Annotated in this window: 16 protein-coding genes; 12 read left to right on the forward strand and 4 right to left on the reverse strand. The window is 72.1% G+C overall.

Annotated elements, in window-relative coordinates; all coding sequences use genetic code 11:
* Window positions 1-40: 40 nt before the first annotated feature.
* The 8 genes from AC1Q5D_RS02290 to nrdR all read left to right on the forward strand — a co-directional run bounded on the left by AC1Q5D_RS02290 (window position 41) and on the right by nrdR (window position 8838).
* Window positions 41-553, forward strand: a complete 513-nt coding sequence (locus AC1Q5D_RS02290; protein ID WP_481736940.1) for a cell division protein SepF — start codon at window positions 41-43, stop codon at window positions 551-553.
* A gap of 12 nt (window positions 554-565) precedes the next feature.
* Window positions 566-856 carry a YggT family protein gene (locus tag AC1Q5D_RS02295; RefSeq protein WP_481736941.1) on the forward strand — a complete coding sequence of 97 codons (291 nt, stop codon included), beginning with the start codon at window positions 566-568 and terminating at the stop codon, window positions 854-856.
* Window positions 857-1008: 152 nt separating this feature from the next.
* Entirely contained in the window at window positions 1009-1746 is a 738-nt protein-coding gene (locus tag AC1Q5D_RS02300) for a DivIVA domain-containing protein (RefSeq protein WP_481736942.1), read from the forward strand.
* Window positions 1747-1831: 85 nt separating this feature from the next.
* Window positions 1832-2419: a signal peptidase II gene (lspA, locus tag AC1Q5D_RS02305; protein ID WP_481736943.1), complete on the forward strand. Its 588-nt coding sequence runs from the start codon at window positions 1832-1834 to the stop codon at window positions 2417-2419.
* Window positions 2416-3339 carry an RluA family pseudouridine synthase gene (locus AC1Q5D_RS02310; protein ID WP_481736944.1) on the forward strand — a complete coding sequence of 308 codons (924 nt, stop codon included), beginning with the start codon at window positions 2416-2418 and terminating at the stop codon, window positions 3337-3339. The genes lspA and AC1Q5D_RS02310 overlap by 4 nt, the downstream gene beginning before the upstream one ends.
* A 48-nt stretch (window positions 3340-3387) precedes the next feature.
* A complete protein-coding gene (gene dnaE / locus AC1Q5D_RS02315; RefSeq protein WP_481736945.1) occupies window positions 3388-6948 on the forward strand; it encodes a DNA polymerase III subunit alpha in 3561 nt (1186 codons plus the stop codon).
* A 35-nt stretch (window positions 6949-6983) separates the two neighbouring features.
* Window positions 6984-8348, forward strand: coding sequence for a histidinol dehydrogenase (hisD, locus tag AC1Q5D_RS02320; protein ID WP_481736946.1), 1365 nt, complete (start codon window positions 6984-6986; stop codon window positions 8346-8348).
* 1 nt (window position 8349) lies between these two features.
* On the forward strand, window positions 8350-8838 hold the full coding sequence (gene nrdR / locus AC1Q5D_RS02325) for a transcriptional regulator NrdR (protein ID WP_481736947.1): 489 nt from the start codon (window positions 8350-8352) through the stop codon (window positions 8836-8838).
* A gap of 27 nt (window positions 8839-8865) precedes the next feature.
* Here the strand turns inward: nrdR and ppgK are convergent, their stop codons facing one another.
* Both ppgK and map read right to left on the reverse strand, forming a co-directional pair.
* Entirely contained in the window at window positions 8866-9675 is an 810-nt protein-coding gene (gene ppgK, locus AC1Q5D_RS02330; RefSeq protein ID WP_481736948.1) for a polyphosphate--glucose phosphotransferase, read from the reverse strand.
* A gap of 22 nt (window positions 9676-9697) precedes the next feature.
* Window positions 9698-10573 (reverse strand): type I methionyl aminopeptidase, encoded by an 876-nt coding sequence (gene map / locus AC1Q5D_RS02335; protein ID WP_481736949.1) that lies wholly within the window; start codon window positions 10571-10573, stop codon window positions 9698-9700.
* Window positions 10574-10648: 75 nt separating this feature from the next.
* Between map and AC1Q5D_RS02340 the strand changes: the two genes are divergently transcribed.
* Entirely contained in the window at window positions 10649-10828 is a 180-nt protein-coding gene (locus AC1Q5D_RS02340) for an SPOR domain-containing protein (protein ID WP_481736950.1), read from the forward strand.
* 18 nt (window positions 10829-10846) lie between these two features.
* Here AC1Q5D_RS02340 and panB read toward each other — a convergent pair whose 3' ends face one another.
* Window positions 10847-11683: a 3-methyl-2-oxobutanoate hydroxymethyltransferase gene (gene panB, locus AC1Q5D_RS02345; RefSeq protein ID WP_481736951.1), complete on the reverse strand. Its 837-nt coding sequence runs from the start codon at window positions 11681-11683 to the stop codon at window positions 10847-10849.
* Between the two features lie 103 nt (window positions 11684-11786).
* Here panB and glnA (AC1Q5D_RS02350) point away from each other — a divergent pair, with 103 nt between their 5' ends.
* Genes glnA (AC1Q5D_RS02350) through AC1Q5D_RS02360 form a run of 3 tightly spaced genes read left to right on the forward strand, consistent with a single transcriptional unit; the run spans window position 11787 to window position 16504 of the window.
* Window positions 11787-13127: a type I glutamate--ammonia ligase gene (gene glnA, locus AC1Q5D_RS02350; protein ID WP_481736952.1), complete on the forward strand. Its 1341-nt coding sequence runs from the start codon at window positions 11787-11789 to the stop codon at window positions 13125-13127.
* An 8-nt stretch (window positions 13128-13135) separates the two neighbouring features.
* Window positions 13136-16165 carry a bifunctional [glutamine synthetase] adenylyltransferase/[glutamine synthetase]-adenylyl-L-tyrosine phosphorylase gene (locus tag AC1Q5D_RS02355; protein WP_481736953.1) on the forward strand — a complete coding sequence of 1010 codons (3030 nt, stop codon included), beginning with the start codon at window positions 13136-13138 and terminating at the stop codon, window positions 16163-16165.
* 15 nt (window positions 16166-16180) lie between these two features.
* The gene (locus tag AC1Q5D_RS02360) at window positions 16181-16504 is read left to right on the forward strand and encodes a cupin domain-containing protein (protein ID WP_481736954.1); all 324 of its coding nucleotides are present in this window, start codon (window positions 16181-16183) and stop codon (window positions 16502-16504) included.
* A 68-nt stretch (window positions 16505-16572) separates the two neighbouring features.
* Here AC1Q5D_RS02360 and glnA (AC1Q5D_RS02365) read toward each other — a convergent pair whose 3' ends face one another.
* Window positions 16573-17997, reverse strand: a complete 1425-nt coding sequence (gene glnA, locus AC1Q5D_RS02365; RefSeq protein WP_481736955.1) for a type I glutamate--ammonia ligase — start codon at window positions 17995-17997, stop codon at window positions 16573-16575.
* Window positions 17998-18061 lie beyond the last annotated feature (64 nt).

Raw genomic sequence — 18061 nt, forward strand, 5'->3', positions numbered from 1 at the left:
CGTGGACCGGGCCGCGCACGAAACTCTGAAGGAGAAGACCATGGCTGGCGCACTGCGCAAGACAATGATCTACCTGGGTCTGGCCGACGGCGACGAGTACTACGAGGCCGAGACCTCCGAGGACGCCGCGGACAAGGACGTGCGCCGGCCCGAGCCTGCCCAGCAGGAGCGTCCGCAGCCCGCGGTCGTGCCGGACGAGCCGGAGACGGAGTACCGCGCGCCCGTCACCCCCATCAAGCGCGCGCCTTCTTCCAGGGACGAGGACTCTTCATTGCGGCAGATCACCACGGTGCACCCCCGCTCGTACAACGACGCCAAGACCATCGGCGAGAGCTTCCGCGACGGCATCCCGGTCATCATGAACGTGACGGACATGGGCGAGGGCGAGGCCAAGCGCCTCGTCGACTTCTCCGCCGGGCTCGCCTTCGGCCTGCACGGCAGCATCGAGCGGGTCACGAACAAGGTCTTCCTGCTCTCGCCGGCCTCCGTCGAGGTGCTGGGGGAGGACCGCAAGTCCTCCGAGGCCCAGACCTCCTTCTTCAACCAAAGCTAGGCCGCCACCCACGTGGAATTGCTCTGGGCACTCGTCCACATCGTCCTGACCGTCATCCAGGTCTTCCTGATGGTCAGGATCGTGTTCGACGTCGTGCAGATGTTCGCCCGGTCCTGGCGCCCGCGCGGCCTCGCGCTGATCGCCGCGAGCGCCACCTACCGGGTCACCGACCCGCCCATGCGCTGGATCCGCTCCAAGGTCAAGCCGGTCGACCTCGGTGGCGTCCGCCTCGACGTCGCGTTCCTCATCCTCTACTTCGCCGTCGTCATCGCGAAGATCATCGTCGAGGCCATCGCACGCTAGCCCGCCCGTGCGCGGACCGCGGTTCGTGCACGGAATCCAAAACGTTATAGTCTTGACGCAACGTGCGTGCCGCCTCCGGCGGGGCGCCGCGACCGGACCACCGCCCCGAACCGCGCGAGCGGACGGGGGAGAACCAATATCGAGGTGACCAGATGGCGCTCACGCCAGAAGATGTAGTCAACAAGCGCTTCCAGCCGACCAAGTTCCGCGAGGGCTACGACCAGGACGAGGTTGACGACTTCCTCGACGAGATCGTCGTCGAACTGCGCCGCCTCAACCAGGAGAACGAGGAGCTGCGCCGCCGCGTGGCCGAACTCCAGGGCGGGGACCCGGCCGACGCGGTGCCCGCACCCGTGGCCGCCGCACCCGCCACCGAGGCCGTTCCCACCGGCGGCGCCACCGCCAAGGCCGACGTCGAGAAGGACGCGGCGCAGGACGCCAAGGCCCCCGAGGCCGCCGTCGAGGAGAAGCCCGCCGAGGCCACCCCGGCTCCCGCCGCCGCGGCCCCCGCCGCTGCCGCTGCTCCTGCCGCTGCCGCCCCCGCCGCCGGCGGCGCGGGCCACTCCGGCACGGCCGAGTCCGCCGCCGGCGTGCTCGCCATGGCCCAGCGCCTGCACGACGAGTACGTCGGCGCCGGCGTCGAGCAGCGCGACAAGATCATCGCCGAGGCGCAGACCGAGGCCAAGGGCCTCGTCTCCGACGCCGAGGAGAAGAGCCGCAAGATCCTCTCCGCCCTCGAGCAGCAGAAGACCGTGCTCGAGCGCAAGGTGGACCAGCTGCGCGGCTTCGAGCGCGACTACCGCGCACGCCTGAAGACGTACATCGAGGGCCAGCTGCGCGACCTCGAGGCGAAGGGCTCCATGGAGGCGGAGACCGCAGGCAACGCCTAACCGCGCGGCGCCCGCGTTGGCGCCGCCATCCGCCGTCGGCGGCCGGGCCACCCGGCCGCCGACGGGCACGTTAAAGGGGAACACGATGCAGCAGCAGACTCCCGGGGCGCCCTCCGCGGCCTCGCGGCGCCGACTCGCCTGGCTGGCGGTCGCGGTCGCCGCCGTCGGCTACGGGCTGGACCAGCTGACGAAGTGGATCGTCGAGACCACCATGGAGCTCGGCGACAGCGTCCCGGTCATCCCGGGCCTGCTGCACTGGCAGTTCCACCTCAATCCGGGCGCCGCCTTCTCCATCGGCACGGACGTGACCTGGCTCTTCACGATCATCCAGGCCGGCGTGGTCCTCTACGTCGCGTACCTGTTGCGCAATGTCGCCTCGCGCGTCTGGGCGGTCTCCCTGGGCGCGCTGCTCGGGGGCGCCGCGGGCAACCTGACCGACCGGCTGTTCCGCGAGCCGGGCTTCGGGCTGGGCCACGTCGTCGACTTCATCGCCGTGCGCCACTTCGCGATCTTCAACGTCGCCGACTCCCTGGTCGTCTGTTCCATGGCCGTGATCTGCATCCTGATCTTCCGGGGCCTGCGCCTGGACGGGACGCGCGAGCGCGACGACGCCCGCGATTCCGCCAACGGCGATTCCGCCGGCGGCCCGGCGGCGGACGGGACGCGCCCTTGACCCGCCTGACGGCGGCGGAGGGGGACGCCGGGACCCGCCTCGACGCGTTCGTCGCCGCGGCCCTCGGCGTTCCCCGCGCGGCGGCCGCCGCCTGGTGCGCCGCGGGGCACGTGCGCGTCGGCGGGGCGGCCGCCGCGAAGTCCCGGCGGATCCGGCCCGGGGACGCCGTCGACGTCGACGCGCCCGAGACCGCCGACCCCCTCGAGGTAAGGAACGAACCCGTGGAAGACCTGCGCATCCTGGGCGAGGACCCCGACTACGTCGTCGTCGACAAGCCCGTCGGCGTCGCCGCGCACCCGTCCCCGGGCTGGGTGGGCCCCACCGTGGTCGGCGCCCTCGCGGCGGCCGGGTACCGGATCTCGACGTCGGGGGCGCCCGAGCGCCAGGGCATCGTGCACCGGCTCGACGTCGGCACGTCCGGCGCGATGGTGGTCGCCACCAGCGAGCGCGCGTACACGGCCCTGAAGCGGGCCTTCAAGGAGCGCACCCCGGAGAAGGTCTACCACGCCGTCGTCCAGGGGCTGCCGGATCCGCTGGAGGGCACCATCGACGCGCCCATCGGGCGCCATCCGGGCCACGACTGGAAGTTCGCCGTGCTCGAGGGCGGCCGCGACTCCGTGACCCACTACGAGACCCTCGAGGCCTTCGGCCGCGCCAGCCTCGTCGAGGTGCACCTGGAGACGGGCCGGACGCACCAGATCCGCGTCCACTTCGCGGCCCTGCGCCACCCGTGCGCCGGCGACCAGACGTACGGCGCGGACCCGCGCCTCGCGGCCGACCTGGGGCTGACCCGCCAGTGGCTGCACGCCCGCCGCCTGGGCTTCCCCCACCCGGTGAGCGGGGACTGGGTGGCGTACGAGAGCCCCTACCCGCGGGACCTGGAGCACGCGCTGGAGCTGCTGCGCGACGGCATGCCCTAGGCCGGGCACGTCCCGGACCCTCCCCGGCGGCGGGCCTAGAATGGAGCGGTGGCTGCCTCGACCGACTCCTTCGTCCACCTGCACGTGCACACCGAGTACTCGATGCTCGACGGGGCCGCGCGCCTCACCGACCTGTTCGCGGAGGCGGAGCGGCTCGGCATGACGGCCATGGCCACCACGGACCACGGCTACCTCTTCGGCGCGTTCGACTTCTGGAACAAGGCCACCCAGGCCGGGATCAAGCCGATCATCGGCGTGGAGGCCTACGTGGCCCCCGGCACGCACCGCACGGACAAGACCCGCGTGCGCTGGGGCGAGCAGGACCAGAAGCCCGACGACGTCTCCGGCGGCGGCGCGTACACGCACATGACGCTCCTCAGCTACAACAACCAGGGCATGCGCAACCTCTTCCGCGCGTCCTCGCTGGGGTCGCTGGACTCCGTGTTCGGCAAGTGGCCGCGCCTGGACCGGGAGCTCCTCGAGCAGTACGCCCCCGGCCTCATCGCGACCACGGGATGCCCGTCCGGGGAGATCCAGACCCGGCTGCGCCTGGGCCAGTACGACGAGGCCAAGCGCGCCGCGGGGGAGTACCAGGACCTGTTCGGCAAGGAGAACTACTTCTGCGAGCTCATGGACCACGGGCTCGACATCGAGCGGCGCGTCACGCAGGACCTGCTGCGGCTGTCCAAGGAGATGGACATCCCCCTCGTCGCGACCAACGACCTGCACTACACGCACGAGCACGACGCGAAGGCGCACGAGGCGCTGCTGGCGATCCAGTCCGGCTCCACCCTCCTGGAGCCCACCTACGACCAGGGCGGCTCCCGCTTCGCGTTCTCCGGGTCCGGCTACTACCTGAAGTCGCCGCAGGAGATGCGCCAGCTCTTCCGCGAGCTGCCCGAGGCGTGCGACAACACCCTGGCCATCGCGGAGCGCTGCGAGGTCTCCTTCAACACCGACGCGAACTTCATGCCGAAGTTCCCCTGCCCGCCCGGCGAGGACGAGACGTCGTGGCTGGTCAAGGAGGTCGACCGCGGCCTGCACTACCGCTACCCGGGCGGGATCCCCGACGACGTCCGCAAGCAGGCGGACTACGAGCTGGGCGTCATCACCCAGATGGGCTTCCCCGGCTACTTCCTGGTCGTCGCCGACTTCATCAACTGGTCCAAGGACCACGGGATCCGCGTGGGCCCCGGCCGCGGCTCCGGCGCCGGCTCGATGGTCGCGTACGCGCTGCGCATCACCGATCTGGACCCGCTGCGGCACGGCCTGATCTTCGAGCGCTTCCTCAACCCGGACCGCGTCTCCATGCCCGACTTCGACGTCGACTTCGACGACCGCCGCCGCCCGGAGGTCATCGAGTACGTGACCCGCAAGTACGGGGACGAGCGCGTGGCCATGATCGTCACGTACGGGACCATCAAGACCAAGCAGGCGCTCAAGGACTCCGCGCGCGTCATGGGCCACCCGTTCAGCATGGGGGAGACCCTCACCAAGGCGCTGCCGCCCGCCGTCATGGCCAAGGACATCCCGCTGGCCGACATCGAGAACCCGCAGGCCAAGCGGTACGGGGAGGCCGGGGAGTTCCGCGAGCTCGTCGCCAACGACCCCGAGGCCGCGAAGGTCTTCGAGACGGCCAAGGGCCTGGAGGGGCTGAAGCGCCAGTGGGGCGTCCACGCCGCCGGCGTGATCATGTCCTCGGAGCCGATCATCGACGTCGTGCCGATCATGCGCCGCTTCCAGGACGGGCAGGTCATCACGCAGTTCGACTACCCGACCTGCGAGGGCCTGGGCCTGATCAAGATGGACTTCCTGGGCCTGCGGAACCTGACGATCATCTCGGACGCCCTGGAGAACATCAAGGCCAACCGCGGCGTCGACCTGGACCTCGAGACGCTCGAGATCGACGACGCCGAGTCCTACAAGCTGCTCGCCCGTGGCGACACGCTCGGCGTGTTCCAGCTCGACGGCGGCCCCATGCGCTCGCTGCTGCGCCTGATGCGCCCGGACAACTTCGAGGACATCTCCGCCGTCATCGCCCTGTACCGGCCGGGCCCGATGGGCGCCAACTCGCACAACAACTACGCGCTGCGCAAGAACGGGCTCCAGGAGGTCACCCCGATCCACCCGGAGCTCGAGGAGCCGCTGCGGGAGATCCTGGACACGACGTACGGCCTGATCGTCTACCAGGAGCAGGTCATGGCCATCGCGCAGAAGGTCGCCGGGTTCACGCTCGGACAGGCCGACATCCTGCGCCGGGCCATGGGCAAGAAGAAGAAGTCGGAGCTGGACAAGCAGTACGCCGGCTTCCACCAGGGGATGGTGGACAGCGGGTTCTCCGAGGCCGCCATCAAGGCGCTCTGGGACATCCTGCTCCCGTTCTCTGACTACGCGTTCAACAAGGCCCACTCCGCCGCGTACGGGATGGTGTCCTACTGGACCGCCTACCTCAAGGCCCACTACCCGGCCGAGTACATGGCCGCGCTGCTGACCTCCGTCGGGGACGACAAGGACAAGTCGGCCATGTACCTCAACGAGTGCCGCCACATGGGCATCACGGTGCTGCCCCCGGACGTCAACGAGTCCGCGCTGAACTTCACGCCGGTCGGCGACGACATCCGCTTCGGCATGGGCGCGATCCGCAACGTCGGCTCCAACGCCGTGCACGCCGTCGTCGAGGCGCGGGGGGAGAAGGGCGCGTACACGTCCTTCGCGGACTTCCTGCAGAAGGTCCCGGCCGTGGTCTGCAACAAGCGCACCATCGAGTCCCTGATCAAGGCGGGCGCGTTCGACTCCATGGGCCAGCCGCGGCGGGCCCTGGCCATGGTGCACGAGGAGGCCGTGGACTCCGTCGTCGTCCTCAAGCGCAACGAGGCCGCGAACCAGTTCGACCTGTTCTCCGGGCTCGACGACGCCGACGCCGGGGCCGGGCTGTCCGTCACCGTGCCCGACCTGCCCGAGTGGGAAAAGAAGGACAAGCTCGCGTTCGAGCGCGAGATGCTGGGGCTCTACGTCTCCGACCACCCGCTGCAGGGGCTGGGCAGCCTGCTGGAGCAGCACGCCGACGCGCCGATCCCGCAGATCGTCTCCGAGGACGGGGCCGCCGACGGCCAGACCGTGAAGATCGCCGGCATGATCACGTCGCTGCAGCGGCGCATCGCCAAGAACAGCGGCAACCCCTACGCCCGCTGCGAGATCGAGGACCTCACCGGGTCCGTCGAGGTGATGTTCTTCGGCCAGGCGTACGGGCCCATCGCCTCCGTGCTCGCCGAGGACCTCATCGTCACCGTCAAGGGCCGGCTCCAGCGCCGCGACGACGGCGCCGTGTCGATCTCGGCCCAGGAGATGACGATCCCGGAGATCAGCGAGGACGGCCTCGCCGGCCCGGTGGTCATCAGCCTCCCGTCACACAAGGCGACCGAGGAGACCGTGGCCGCCATCGGCGACGTCCTGCGCGTCCACGGCGGCAACACCGAGGTGCGGATGAAGCTCGCCGGGACGCGGACGGTGCAGCTCATGCGGCTCGGGCCGGAGTTCCGCGTCAACCCGAACCCGGCGCTCTTCGGCGACCTGAAGGTCCTGCTCGGGCCCGCCTGCCTGGACGTGTAGCGCGGCGGCGCCCGGCGCCGTCGTAAGGTTAAGGGGTGACCTCCCAGCCCGCGGACAGCACCGCCTTCAACGACCTGCGCACCCTCGACCTGCGGGGGCGGCGGCTCGACCACGCCCTCCTGCGGGCCGAGCTGCCCCGCCCGGCCGCCACGGCGGAGACCGCGACGGCCGCCGTCGAGGGGATCATCCGCGCCGTCCGGGCGGACGGCTACGCGGCCCTCGCCGAGCTGGCCCTCCGGTTCGACGGCGTCGAGCAGACCCAGACGCGCGTGCCGCAGGAGGCGCTCGACGCCGCACTGGACGGCTTGGACCCGGCGGTGCGGGCGGGCCTGGAGGAGTCGATCGACCGCGCCCGGGCGTTCGCCGCCGACCAGATCCCGGCCGAGGCCACGACCGAGTTCGGGCACGGGGCCCGGGTCACGCAGCGCTGGGTGCCGGTGCGGCGCGTCGGGCTGTACGTGCCCGGCGGGCTGGCCGTCTACCCGAGCTCCGTGGTCATGAACGTGGTCCCCGCCCAGGCGGCCGGCGTGGCCTCCCTGGCGCTGGCGTCCCCGCCGCAGAAGGAGCACGGGGGCCTGCCGCACCCGACGATCCTCGCCGCCGCGAAGCTGCTCGGCATCACCGAGGTGCACGCCATGGGCGGCGCCCAGGCCATCGCGGCCCTCGCGTACGGCGTGCCCGCCACGGACGCCGCCGCGGCCCTCGAGCCGGTGGACGTCATCACCGGACCCGGGAACCTGTTCGTCGCCACGGCCAAGCGGCTCGTCAAAGGGGTCGTCGGCATCGACGCCGAGGCCGGCCCCACCGAGATCGCCATCCTCGCCGACTCCACCGCGGTCCCGTCCTACGTCGCCGCCGACATGGTCAGCCAGGCCGAGCACGACCCCCACGCGGCCGCCGTCCTCGTCACCGACTCGCCCGCCCTCGCGGGCGCCGTCCGCGCCGAGCTCGCGGCACAGGTCGCCGCGACCAAGCACAGCGCGCGCGTGGCCGAGGCACTGTCCGGGCCCCAGTCCGCCGTGATCCTGGTGGACACGCTCGACGACGGCATCCTGGTCTGCAACGCGTACGCGGCCGAGCACCTGGAGATCCACACAGCGGACGCGGCCGCCGTCGCGGGCCGGATCACCGCCGCCGGCGCCGTGTTCGTGGGCGCGCACAGCCCCGTCTCGCTCGGGGACTACTGCGCCGGGTCCAACCACGTCCTGCCCACCAGCGGCACGGCCGCGCACGCGTCGGGACTGAACGTGGCGACGTTCCTGAAGGCCATCCAGTTCATCGACTACCCGCGTGCCGCCCTCGAGGAGGTCGGGGGCCACGTCGTCGCCCTGGCCCGGGCCGAGGACCTGCCGGCCCACGCCGACGCCGTCCTGGCCCGCACCGCCGGGGAGCGGGCCTAGCATGCACTGCCCGTATTGCCGCAACGCGGACTCGCGAGTGGTCGACTCGCGGCTGGCCGACGACGGCTCCTCGATCCGGCGCCGGCGCCAGTGCTCCGCGTGCGGACGGCGGTTCAGCACGGTCGAGACCACGAGCCTGAGCGTCATCAAGCGCTCCGGCGTGGCCGAGCCGTTCAGCCGCGCGAAGGTGGTCAGCGGCGTGCGCAAGGCGTGCCAGGGGCGGCCGGTCACGGACGACGACCTCGCCGTGCTCGCCCAGGAGGTCGAGGAGGCCGTGCGCGCCTCCGGCGCCGCCGAAATCGATTCCCACCAGGTGGGGCTGGCGATCCTGGGGCCGCTGCAGAAGCTCGACCAGGTCGCGTACCTGCGCTTCGCCAGCGTCTACCAGGGGTTCGACTCGCTGGAGGACTTCGAGTCCGCCATTGAGAAGCTGCGCCGGGAGGCCCCGGCCGGTCCGGAGGGGCGCCAGCGCCCGCTCGGCGCCGAGTAGGCGCCGCGGCCCGGCCGGGCCCGGCCGCTAGGCGACGACGCCGAAGCGGACGCCCGCCTGGAGGGCGGCGCCGACGATGCCCGCGTTGTTCTTCAGCTGGGCCGGCACGATCGGCGTGCGCAGCCGCAGCCGCGGGAGGAAGTCCTCGCTGCGCTTGGAGATGCCCCCGCCGACGACGAACAGCGCGGGGGAGAAGAGGAACTCCACGTGGGAGAAGTAGCGCTGCAGGCGCTGCCCGTACTCCTCCCACCCCAGCTCCTCGCGCTCGCGCGCCGCGGCCGAGGCCTTCGTCTCCGCGTCGTGTCCGTCGAGCTCCAGGTGCCCGAGCTCCAGGTTCGGCACGAGCACCCCGTCGTGGACCAGGGCCGAGCCGATCCCGGTGCCCAGCGTGATCGTCAGGACCGAGCCCCGGGAGTCCCGGCCGGCGCCGTAGCGGGCCTCCGCCAGACCGGCCGCGTCGGCGTCGTTGATGACCTGGACGGGGCGGCCCAGCCGCTCCGTGAGCAGGGCGTCGACGTCCCGCTCGAGCCAGGACTTGTCCACGTTCGCGGCCGAGAGGGCCACGCCCTGGCGCACGATCCCGGGGTAGGTCACGCCCACGGGCGCGTCGGCCGGGGGAGCCTCCCCGCGCGGGCCGAGCTCGGCGACGATCTGTGCGATCGTCTCCGCGACCGCCTCCGGGGTCGACGGGCGCGGCGTGTCGATGCGGAAGCGGTCGCCGACCAGCTTGCCCTTCTTCAGGTCGACGATGCCGCCCTTGATGCCGGTCCCGCCGAAGTCGATGCCGATGGCGCTGCGCTTGGCCTTCTTCTGGGTCTTGGTCTCGTCCTGGGGCATGGCACTCCTTGGTGGCTGGAACCTAGGGCAGGGTGAGGATCTCGGCGCCGTCGTCGGTGACGAGCAGCGTGTGCTCGAACTGGGCGGTGCGGGTGCGGTCGCGGGTGACGGCCGTCCAGCCGTCGTCCCACAGGTCCCACTCGATGCCCCCCAGCGTCAGCATGGGCTCGATGGTGAACACCATGCCGGCCTCGATCTCGCGGCTGAAGGCCGGTGCGGCGTCGTAGTGCGGGATGACCAGGCCGGTGTGGAAGGCCTCGCCGACCCCGTGCCCGGTGAAGTCGCGGACGACGCCGTAACCGAAGCGCTTCGCGTAGGCGGAGATCGCCCGGCCGATGACGTTGATCTGGCGCCCGGGCATGACGGAGCGGATGGCGCGGTGCAGCGCCTCCCGGGTCCGCTCGACGAGCAGGCGGGACTCCTCGTCGACGTCGCCGGCCAGGAACGTGGCGTTGGTGTCCCCGTGGACGCCGCCGAGGAACGCGGTGATGTCGATGTTGACGATGTCCCCGTCCCGGATGACGGTGCTGTCCGGGATGCCGTGGCAGATGACCTCGTTGATCGAGGCGCACAGCGACTTCGTGAAGCCGCGGTAGCCCAGCGTGGACGGGTACGCGCCGTGGTCCAGCAGGAACTCGTGGCCGATCCGGTCCAGTTCGTCGGTGGTGGTGCCGGGGACGACGGCGGCGCCCACTTCCTGCAGCGCCCGGGCGGCGAGCCGGGACGCCGCCCGGATGCGCTCGATGGTCTCCGCGTCCTTGACCTCGGAGCCGGTGAACTTCGCGGGGGCTGGCTTGTCCACGTACTCCGGGCGGGGAATGGAGGCGGGCACGGGGCGCCGGGGGGACTGGGTTCCGGGGACGAGCGTGCCCAGCGGGGCGGTGGAGGTTCGGGGCATGACCCGATCCTATCCCCCGAGCCCCGGCCCGGGAGTAGGGTGGTGGGACCGTGCACCACCGATGCGAGGAGCGAAATGAGCGAGACCGCCAGCGGGGACTACTGGTTCAACGTCGTCACGAAGCAGGTGGAGGTCGGGGCGCAGTCCGACTGGTCGCAGTTGCTGGGGCCCTATCCGACGCGCGCCGAGGCGGAGCACGCCCTCGAGAAGGTCGAGCGCCGCAACGAGGCCTGGGAGGACCAGGACGAGGAGTAGCCGCCGGCGCGGCGGGCGCTAGAAGGAGTGCTCGCCGGCCGGGAACGCGCCGGTGAGCACGTCGTCGCGGTAGGTGCGGACGGCGTCGCCGATCGTGGAACGCAGGTCCGCGTACCGCTTGACGAAGCGCGGCAGCCGGCCCTCCCGCAGGCCCAGCATGTCCTGCCAGACGAGCACCTGCCCGGTGGTGGCGTTGCCCGCCCCGATGCCGATGGTCGGCACCTGCAGGGCTTGGTCGACCCGGGCCGCGACGTCGGCCGGGACCATTTCCATGAGCACGCAGAACGCCCCGGCCTCCTCGAGGGCCAGCGCGTCGGCCAGCACGGCGTCGGCGGCGTCGCCGCGGCCCTGGACCCGGTAGCCGCCCAGCGCGTGCTCGCTCTGCGGGGTGAATCCGACGTGCGCCATGACGGGAATGCCGGCGGCGACCAGGGCCCGCACGTGCGGGACGAAGTGCCGGCCGCCCTCCATCTTGACGGCGTGGACGCCGGCCTCCTTCATGAGCCGCACCGAGGAGGCGACGGCCTGCTCGGGCGAGGACTCGTAGGAGCCGAACGGCAGGTCGCACACGACCAGGGCCCGCCGCGCGCCGGCGGCCGTGGACTTGGCGAAGACGATCATCTCGTCGAGCGTGATCGGCAGGGTCGTCCCGTAGCCCATGACGTTGTTGGCCGCGGAGTCGCCCACGAGGAGGGTCTCGACGCCCGCCTCGTCGAAGACGCCGGCCAGCTGTGCGTCGTAGCACGTGAGCATGGCGAAGCGGCTCCCTTCCGCCTTGCACCGGGCCAGGTGCCCGATGCGGATGCGGGTGGGGGAGCCGGAACCGTAGGCGGGCGTGGTCGCGTCGGCGCTCATGGCCTCAGCCTACTTCACGCCGCGCTGCGGAATCGGCGGGTAGAGTGGGGCCGATGGCGGCCGCCGGGCGGGCCGCCGGAGCCACCCCGCCGGAAGGAGCCGCATGGACCGCCAGCAGGAGTTCGTCCTCAGGACGATCGAGGAACGGGACGTGCGTTTCGTGCGGCTGTGGTTCACGGACGTCGTCGGTTCCCTGAAGTCCGTGGCCCTGGCGCCGGCCGAGGTCGAGGGCGCGTTCGAGGAGGGCCTGGGCTTCGACGGCTCCTCGATCGAGGGCCTGTCCCGCATCTACGAGTCGGACATGCTCCTGCAGCCGGACCCGTCCACGTTCCAGATCCTGCCGTGGCGCGGCGAGCGGGAGCCGACGTCGCGCATGTTCTGCGACATCCTCACGCCCGACGGCGCCGCCTCCCCGGCCGACCCGCGCAGCGTCCTCAAGCGCCAGCTCGAGGTGGCCGCGGACATGGGCTTCACCTGCTACACGCACCCGGAGATCGAGTTCTACCTGCTGGAGTCCGAGCGGCTCGGGGCGTCCGGGGAGCCGCAGCCGGTCGACTACGGCGGCTATTTCGACCACGTTACCGGGGGCGTCGCCCAGGACTTCCGGCGCAAGGCAGTGACCATGCTCGAGGCCGTGGGCATCTCCGTGGAGTTCAGCCACCACGAGAACGGGCCCGGCCAGAACGAGATCGACCTGCGCTACGCCGACGCGCTGCAGACCGCGGACAACATCATGACCTTCCGCACCGTGGTCAAGGAGGTGGCGATCCAGCAGGGCATCTACGCCACGTTCATGCCCAAGCCGTTCTCCGAGCACCCCGGCTCCGGCATGCACACGCACTTCTCCCTGTTCGAGGGGGACACGAACGCGTTCTTCGAGGCGGGCCAGGAGTACCAGCTCTCGCGCACCGCCCGTCAGTTCATCGCCGGGATCCTCCGGCACGCGCCCGAGTTCACGGCCGTGACCAACCAGTTCGTGAACTCCTACAAGCGCCTCTGGGGCGGGGGAGAGGCGCCCAGCCACCTGTCGTGGGGCCACAACAACCGCTCCGCCCTGGTGCGCGTGCCGCTGTACAAGCCGAACAAGGGCCAGTCCGCGCGCGTCGAGTACCGGGGCGTGGACTCGGCCGCCAACCCGTACCTGGCCTACGCCGTCGTCCTCGGGGCGGGCCTCAAGGGCATCCAGGAGGGCTACGACCTGCCCCCGGGCGCCGAGGAGGACGTCTGGAGCCTGACCGCGGCGGAGCGGCGGGCCCTGGGCCACGACCCGCTGCCCGGAAGCCTCCACGACGCGGTGCGGATCATGGAGGAGTCCGACCTGGTCGCGGGGATCCTCGGCGAGCAGGTGTTCGAGAACTTCCTGCGCAACAAGCGCGACGAGTGGAACGCGTACCGGCAGAACGTCAGCCCGTTCGAGCTCAACCGGTACCTGGGCATCCTCTAGGGCCCCGCGTGATCGCCACCCGCCGCCTGCTCTCCGCCGGCTTCGACGACGTCGAGCGGGCCCGGCGGTTCCTGGCCGCGCCCGAGTTGGAGGGGGTCGACGGCGACGGGCTCGTCGCCGGCCTCGCCGCCGCGGCCGACCCCGACCTGGCCCTGCTCTCGCTGGTCCGCCTCGCCGAGCGCCACCCCGCGGTGCGGGACCTCGCGGGGCGCGGCCCGGAGGCCCTGCCGCTGTTCCGGCTCCTCGGCGCGTCCGAGGCGCTCGGCGACTTCCTGCTGCGCCACCCGGAGCACCTCGGGCTGCTGGAGCGGGCGGCGCCCGCCGACGCGGCCCCGGTGGCCGCAGCGGAGCTGCGCCGGGCCCTGCTCGCCTCCGTCGGCGCGGACCCGGACCTCGCCCGTCCCGTCGCCGCGGACCACGGCCCCGAGGCCGTCGCGTCCCTGCGGACCGCCTACCGGGCCCGGCTCGCCGACCTCGCCGTCCGCGACCTGTGCGCGCCGGACCCGGCGGCGGTCCTGCCCGCCGTCGCGGCCGAGCTCGCCGACCTCGCCGGCGCGGCCCTGGAGGCGGGACTCGCCGTCGCCCGCTCCGAGGCGGGGGAGCGGCACGGGGCCGACGCCGTCGCCCCCGTCCGGCTCGCCGTCATCGCCATGGGCAAGTGCGGCGCGCGCGAACTGAACTACATCTCCGACGTCGACGTCGTCTACGTCCACGCGGCCGACGACGGCACCGACCCCGACACGGCCGCCGCGGTCGCCGCCGACCTCGCTGCGGGCATCGCCCGCGCCCTGTCCTCGCCGGGCCGGGAGCCGGCGCTGTGGGAGGTGGACGCGAACCTGCGCCCCGAGGGCCGGGACGGCGCGCTGTCGCGCACGCTGGACTCCCACAGCGCCTACTACGCCAAATGGGCGCGGAGCTGGGAGTTCCAGGCGCTGCTGAAGGCGAGGTTCGCGGCCGGGGACGCGGAGCTGGGCCGCGCGTACGAGGAGGTGGTGGACCCGCTGGTCTGGGCGTCCTCGGAGCGCGAGGGCTTTGTGGACTCCGTGCAGGGGATGCGCCGGCGGGTCACCGAGAACATCCCCGCGCGGGAGCTGCCCCGGCAGCTGAAACTCGGGCCCGGGGGGCTGCGGGACGTGGAGTTCGCCGTGCAGCTGCTCCAGCTCGTCCACGGGCGGGCGGACCCGTCGCTGCGCGTGCGGGACACCGTCGGGGCCATCGCCGCGCTCAGCGACGCCGGGTACATCGGGCGCAAGGACGCCGCGGCGCTCGACGGCGCCTACCGGGACCTGCGCGTGCTCGAGCACCGCATCCAGCTCGTGCACCTGCGCCGCACCCACCTGATGCCGGAGAAGGAGGCGGAGCGGCGCGTCCTGGCCCGTGCCGCGGCCGGGCCCGGGGACCTGGCGGGGCGCACGGCGGAGTCGCTCGCCGAGCGCTGGCAGGCCACCAAGCGCGAGGTCGCCCGCCTGCACCAGCGCATCTTCTACCGCCCCCTGCTGGCGACGGCGGCCAACCTCAGTACGGACGAGGTGCGCCTGTCCCCGGAGGCCGCCCAGGCGCGGCTGAAGGCGCTGGGCTACCTGGACCCCAAGCAGGCCATGCGCCACATCGAGTCCCTCACCTCGGGAGTCAAGCGACGGGCCGCCCTGCAGCGGCAGCTGCTCCCCGTGTTGCTGGGCTGGCTGGCCGACGGCGTGGACCCGGACGCGGGGCTGGTCGGCTTCCGTCGCCTCAGCGAGGCGCTGGGGGAGTCGCCGTGGTTCCTGCGCATGCTCCGGGACTCGCCGGCGGGGGCGGAGCGGCTGTGCCACGTGCTCTCGGGCAGCCGCCTCGTGACGGACCTGTTGGAGGTCTCGCCGGAGTCCGCCGCGTGGCTGGGAACGGACAAGGAACTCGCCCCGCGCGGATTCGACGCGCTGTGGGCCGAGTCGGAGGCGAAGCTGCGGCGCCACGACGACCCGGCCGCGGCCATGCGCCTGATCCGGCTGAACCGGCGCCGGGAGATCCTGCGCACCGCCCTGGCCGACTCGGCCGGCCTGCTCGACGTCGACGGGATCGGCGCGGCCCTCTCCGACGCGGACCGGGCGACGGTCCTGGCCGCGCTGCGGGTCGCCGAGTACGCGGAGGGCGCCGGTGCCGGGCGGCTCACGGACGTGCTCGTGGTCGCCATGGGCCGCCAGGGCGGGCGGGAGATCGGCTACGGCTCCGACGCAGACGTCCTGTACGTGCACAAGCCCCGCGACGGGGCGGACCCGCAGGCCGCCCAGGAGCAGGCGCAGCGCATCGTCACGGCCCTCGCGAAGCTGCTCACCCAGCCCCTCGCGCCGGCCGTGCGCGCCGAGCCGAAGCTCGTCCTGGACGCCGACCTGCGCCCGGAAGGCAAGCGGGGACCGCTCGTGCGCAGCCTCGATTCGTTCCGCGAGTACTACGAGCGCTGGGTGGAGACCTGGGAGCGGCAGGCGCTGCTGCGGGCCGCGCCGATGGCTGGCAGCGACGCCCTGGCCGACGAGTTCATGGCGCTGGTCGACGGCGTGCGCTACGGGCGGGGCCTGACGGAGCGCGAGGCGGTCGACGTCCGGCGGATCAAGGCCCGGGTCGAGTCCGAGCGGCTGCCGCGGGGGGCGGACCCGGCCCGGCACGTCAAGCTCGGCCGCGGCGGCCTGAGCGACGTCGAGTGGCTGGTCCAGCTGCTGCAGCTGCGCCACGCCGGGGAGGTCGCGGGACTGCGGACCACCTCGACGCGCCCGGCGTTGCGCGCGCTGGCCGCGGCCGGCCTGCTGCCGGGGGAGGACGCGGAACTGCTGGACGAGGCGTGGACGTTCGCCACGCGCGTGCGCAGCGCCACGACGGCGTGCACCGGCCGCCCCTCGGACGTGTTGCCCGGACATTGGCGGGACCTGGAGGCCGTGGCGCGGTGGTGCGGGTATCCTGCCCACCACGGGGCGGTGCTCGAGGAGGACTACCGCCGGGCCGCGCGCCGCGCGCGGCAGGTGTTCGAGCGGCACTTCTACGGTGCCGCGGACCACGACTGGGAGTAGGGGGACACTATGCATGTGACCAAGGCCGAACTCGACGAGCTCGCCCGGCAGCACCTGGCGAAGGCCGAGGGGGACGCACACGGGCGCAGCGCCGCGGCCGTCCTGCACGACGGCCGGCTGCGCCACACCATCATCGCCATGCGGGCCGGGGGAGTGCTGGGCGACCACACGAAGCCCGAGTCCGCGACGCTGCTCGTCCTCCAGGGGGCCATCACCGTCCGGTGGGACGGCGGCGAACAGCGGGTCGAGCACGGCGGGCTGTTCGTGCTGCCCGACGCGCTGCACGGCGTCACCGCGGACGAACCGTCCGCGTTCGTGCTGACCACCGTGGCCGGGTAGCCGGGACGCACGCACGAGGGGAGGCCCACCGCGCGCGGTGGGCCTCCCCTCGTGGTCTGCGGCGTGGGCTAGCAGCCGTAGTAGAGCTCGAACTCGTACGGGTTCGGGCGCAGGGACAGCGGCTTGATCTCGTTCTCGCGCTTGAACTCGATCCAGGTGCGGATCAGGTCCTCGGTGAACACGTCGCCGGCGAGCAGGAACTCGTAGTCCTCCTCGAGGGCCAGCAGGGCCTCCTCGAGGGAGCCCGGGGCCTTCTGGATGTCCTTGGCCTCCTCGGCCGGCAGCTCGTAGAGGTCCTTGTCGATCGGCTCGGCCGGCTCGATGCGGTTGCGGATGCCGTCCAGGCCGGCCATCAGCTGGGCCGCGAACGCCAGGTACGGGTTGGCGGACGCGTCCGGCGCGCGGAACTCGATGCGCTTGGCCTTCGGGTTCGAGCCCGTGATCGGGATGCGGATGCCCGCCGAGCGGTTGCCCTGCGAGTACACCATGTTCACCGGGGCCTCGAAGCCCTTCACGAGGCGCTTGTAGGAGTTCACGGTGGGGTTCGTGAACGCCAGGACGGCGGAGGCGTGCTTGAGCAGGCCGCCGATGTACCAGCGGGCCGTGTCGGACAGGCCGGCGTAGCCCTTCTCGTCGTAGAACAGCGGCACGCCGTCCTGCCACAGCGACTGGTGGCAGTGCATGCCGGAGCCGTTGTCGCCGAAGATCGGCTTGGGCATGAACGTGGCGGACTTGCCCCAGGCGTCGGCGACGTTCTTGACGATGTACTTGAACTTCAGGATGTCGTCGGCCGAGTGCACCAGGGTGTTGAACTTGTAGTTGATCTCCGCCTGGCCGGCCGCGCCCACCTCGTGGTGGCTGCGCTCGACCTCGAGGCCGGCGGCGTCCAGCTCGAGGCAGATCGCGTCGCGCAGGTCGGCCTGCTTGTCGGTCGGGGAGACCGGGAAGTAGCCGCCCTTGAACGGGGTCTTGTAGCCCTGGTTGCCGCCCTCCTCCTTGCGGCCCGTGTTCCACGGGGCCTCGATGGAGTCGACCTTGTAGAAGGAGCCCTGCGGCTTCGACTCGTACTGGACGTTGTCGAAGATGAAGAACTCCGCCTCCGGGGCGAAGAACGCGGTGTCCGCGATGCCGGTGGACGCGAGGTAGGCCTCGGCGCGCTCGGCGACGCCGCGCGGGTCGCGGTGGTACGGGTCGCCCGTGCGCGGGTTGACGATGGAGAAGTTGAACGCCAGGGTCTTCTCGACGCGGAACGGGTCGATGAAGCCGGTCGTCACGTCCGGCAGCAGCTGCATGTCCGAGTCGGCGATGCCCTGGAAGCCGCGGATGGACGAGCCGTCGAAGAGCTGGCCGTTCTCGAAGAAGTCCGCATCGACGGTCTTGGCCGGGATGTTGAAGTGCTGCTGCACGCCCGGGAGGTCGGTGAATCGGATGTCGACGAACTTCACGTCTTCATCGGCGATGTACTTGAGGACTTCGTCCGAGTTCTTGAACATCTTCAGTTGCTCCTGAATGAGGTGGCGCCCGGCGCCAGCGTGGGCGTCCGGACCGGACGGCTTT

The organism is Arthrobacter paludis (assembly GCF_056782315.1).

Coding starts and splice junctions, on each gene's coding strand:
- glnA (WP_481736955.1), bottom strand. CDS start 17,997: ATGTTCAAGAACTCGGACGAAGTCCTCAAGTACATCGCCGATGAAGAC.
- glnA (WP_481736952.1), top strand. CDS start 11,787: ATGGACCGCCAGCAGGAGTTCGTCCTCAGGACGATCGAGGAACGGGAC.
- AC1Q5D_RS02300 (WP_481736942.1), top strand. CDS start 1,009: ATGGCGCTCACGCCAGAAGATGTAGTCAACAAGCGCTTCCAGCCGACC.
- nrdR (WP_481736947.1), top strand. CDS start 8,350: ATGCACTGCCCGTATTGCCGCAACGCGGACTCGCGAGTGGTCGACTCG.
- lspA (WP_481736943.1), top strand. CDS start 1,832: ATGCAGCAGCAGACTCCCGGGGCGCCCTCCGCGGCCTCGCGGCGCCGA.
- AC1Q5D_RS02290 (WP_481736940.1), top strand. CDS start 41: ATGGCTGGCGCACTGCGCAAGACAATGATCTACCTGGGTCTGGCCGAC.
- map (WP_481736949.1), bottom strand. CDS start 10,573: ATGCCCCGAACCTCCACCGCCCCGCTGGGCACGCTCGTCCCCGGAACC.
- ppgK (WP_481736948.1), bottom strand. CDS start 9,675: ATGCCCCAGGACGAGACCAAGACCCAGAAGAAGGCCAAGCGCAGCGCC.
- panB (WP_481736951.1), bottom strand. CDS start 11,683: ATGAGCGCCGACGCGACCACGCCCGCCTACGGTTCCGGCTCCCCCACC.
- AC1Q5D_RS02340 (WP_481736950.1), top strand. CDS start 10,649: ATGAGCGAGACCGCCAGCGGGGACTACTGGTTCAACGTCGTCACGAAG.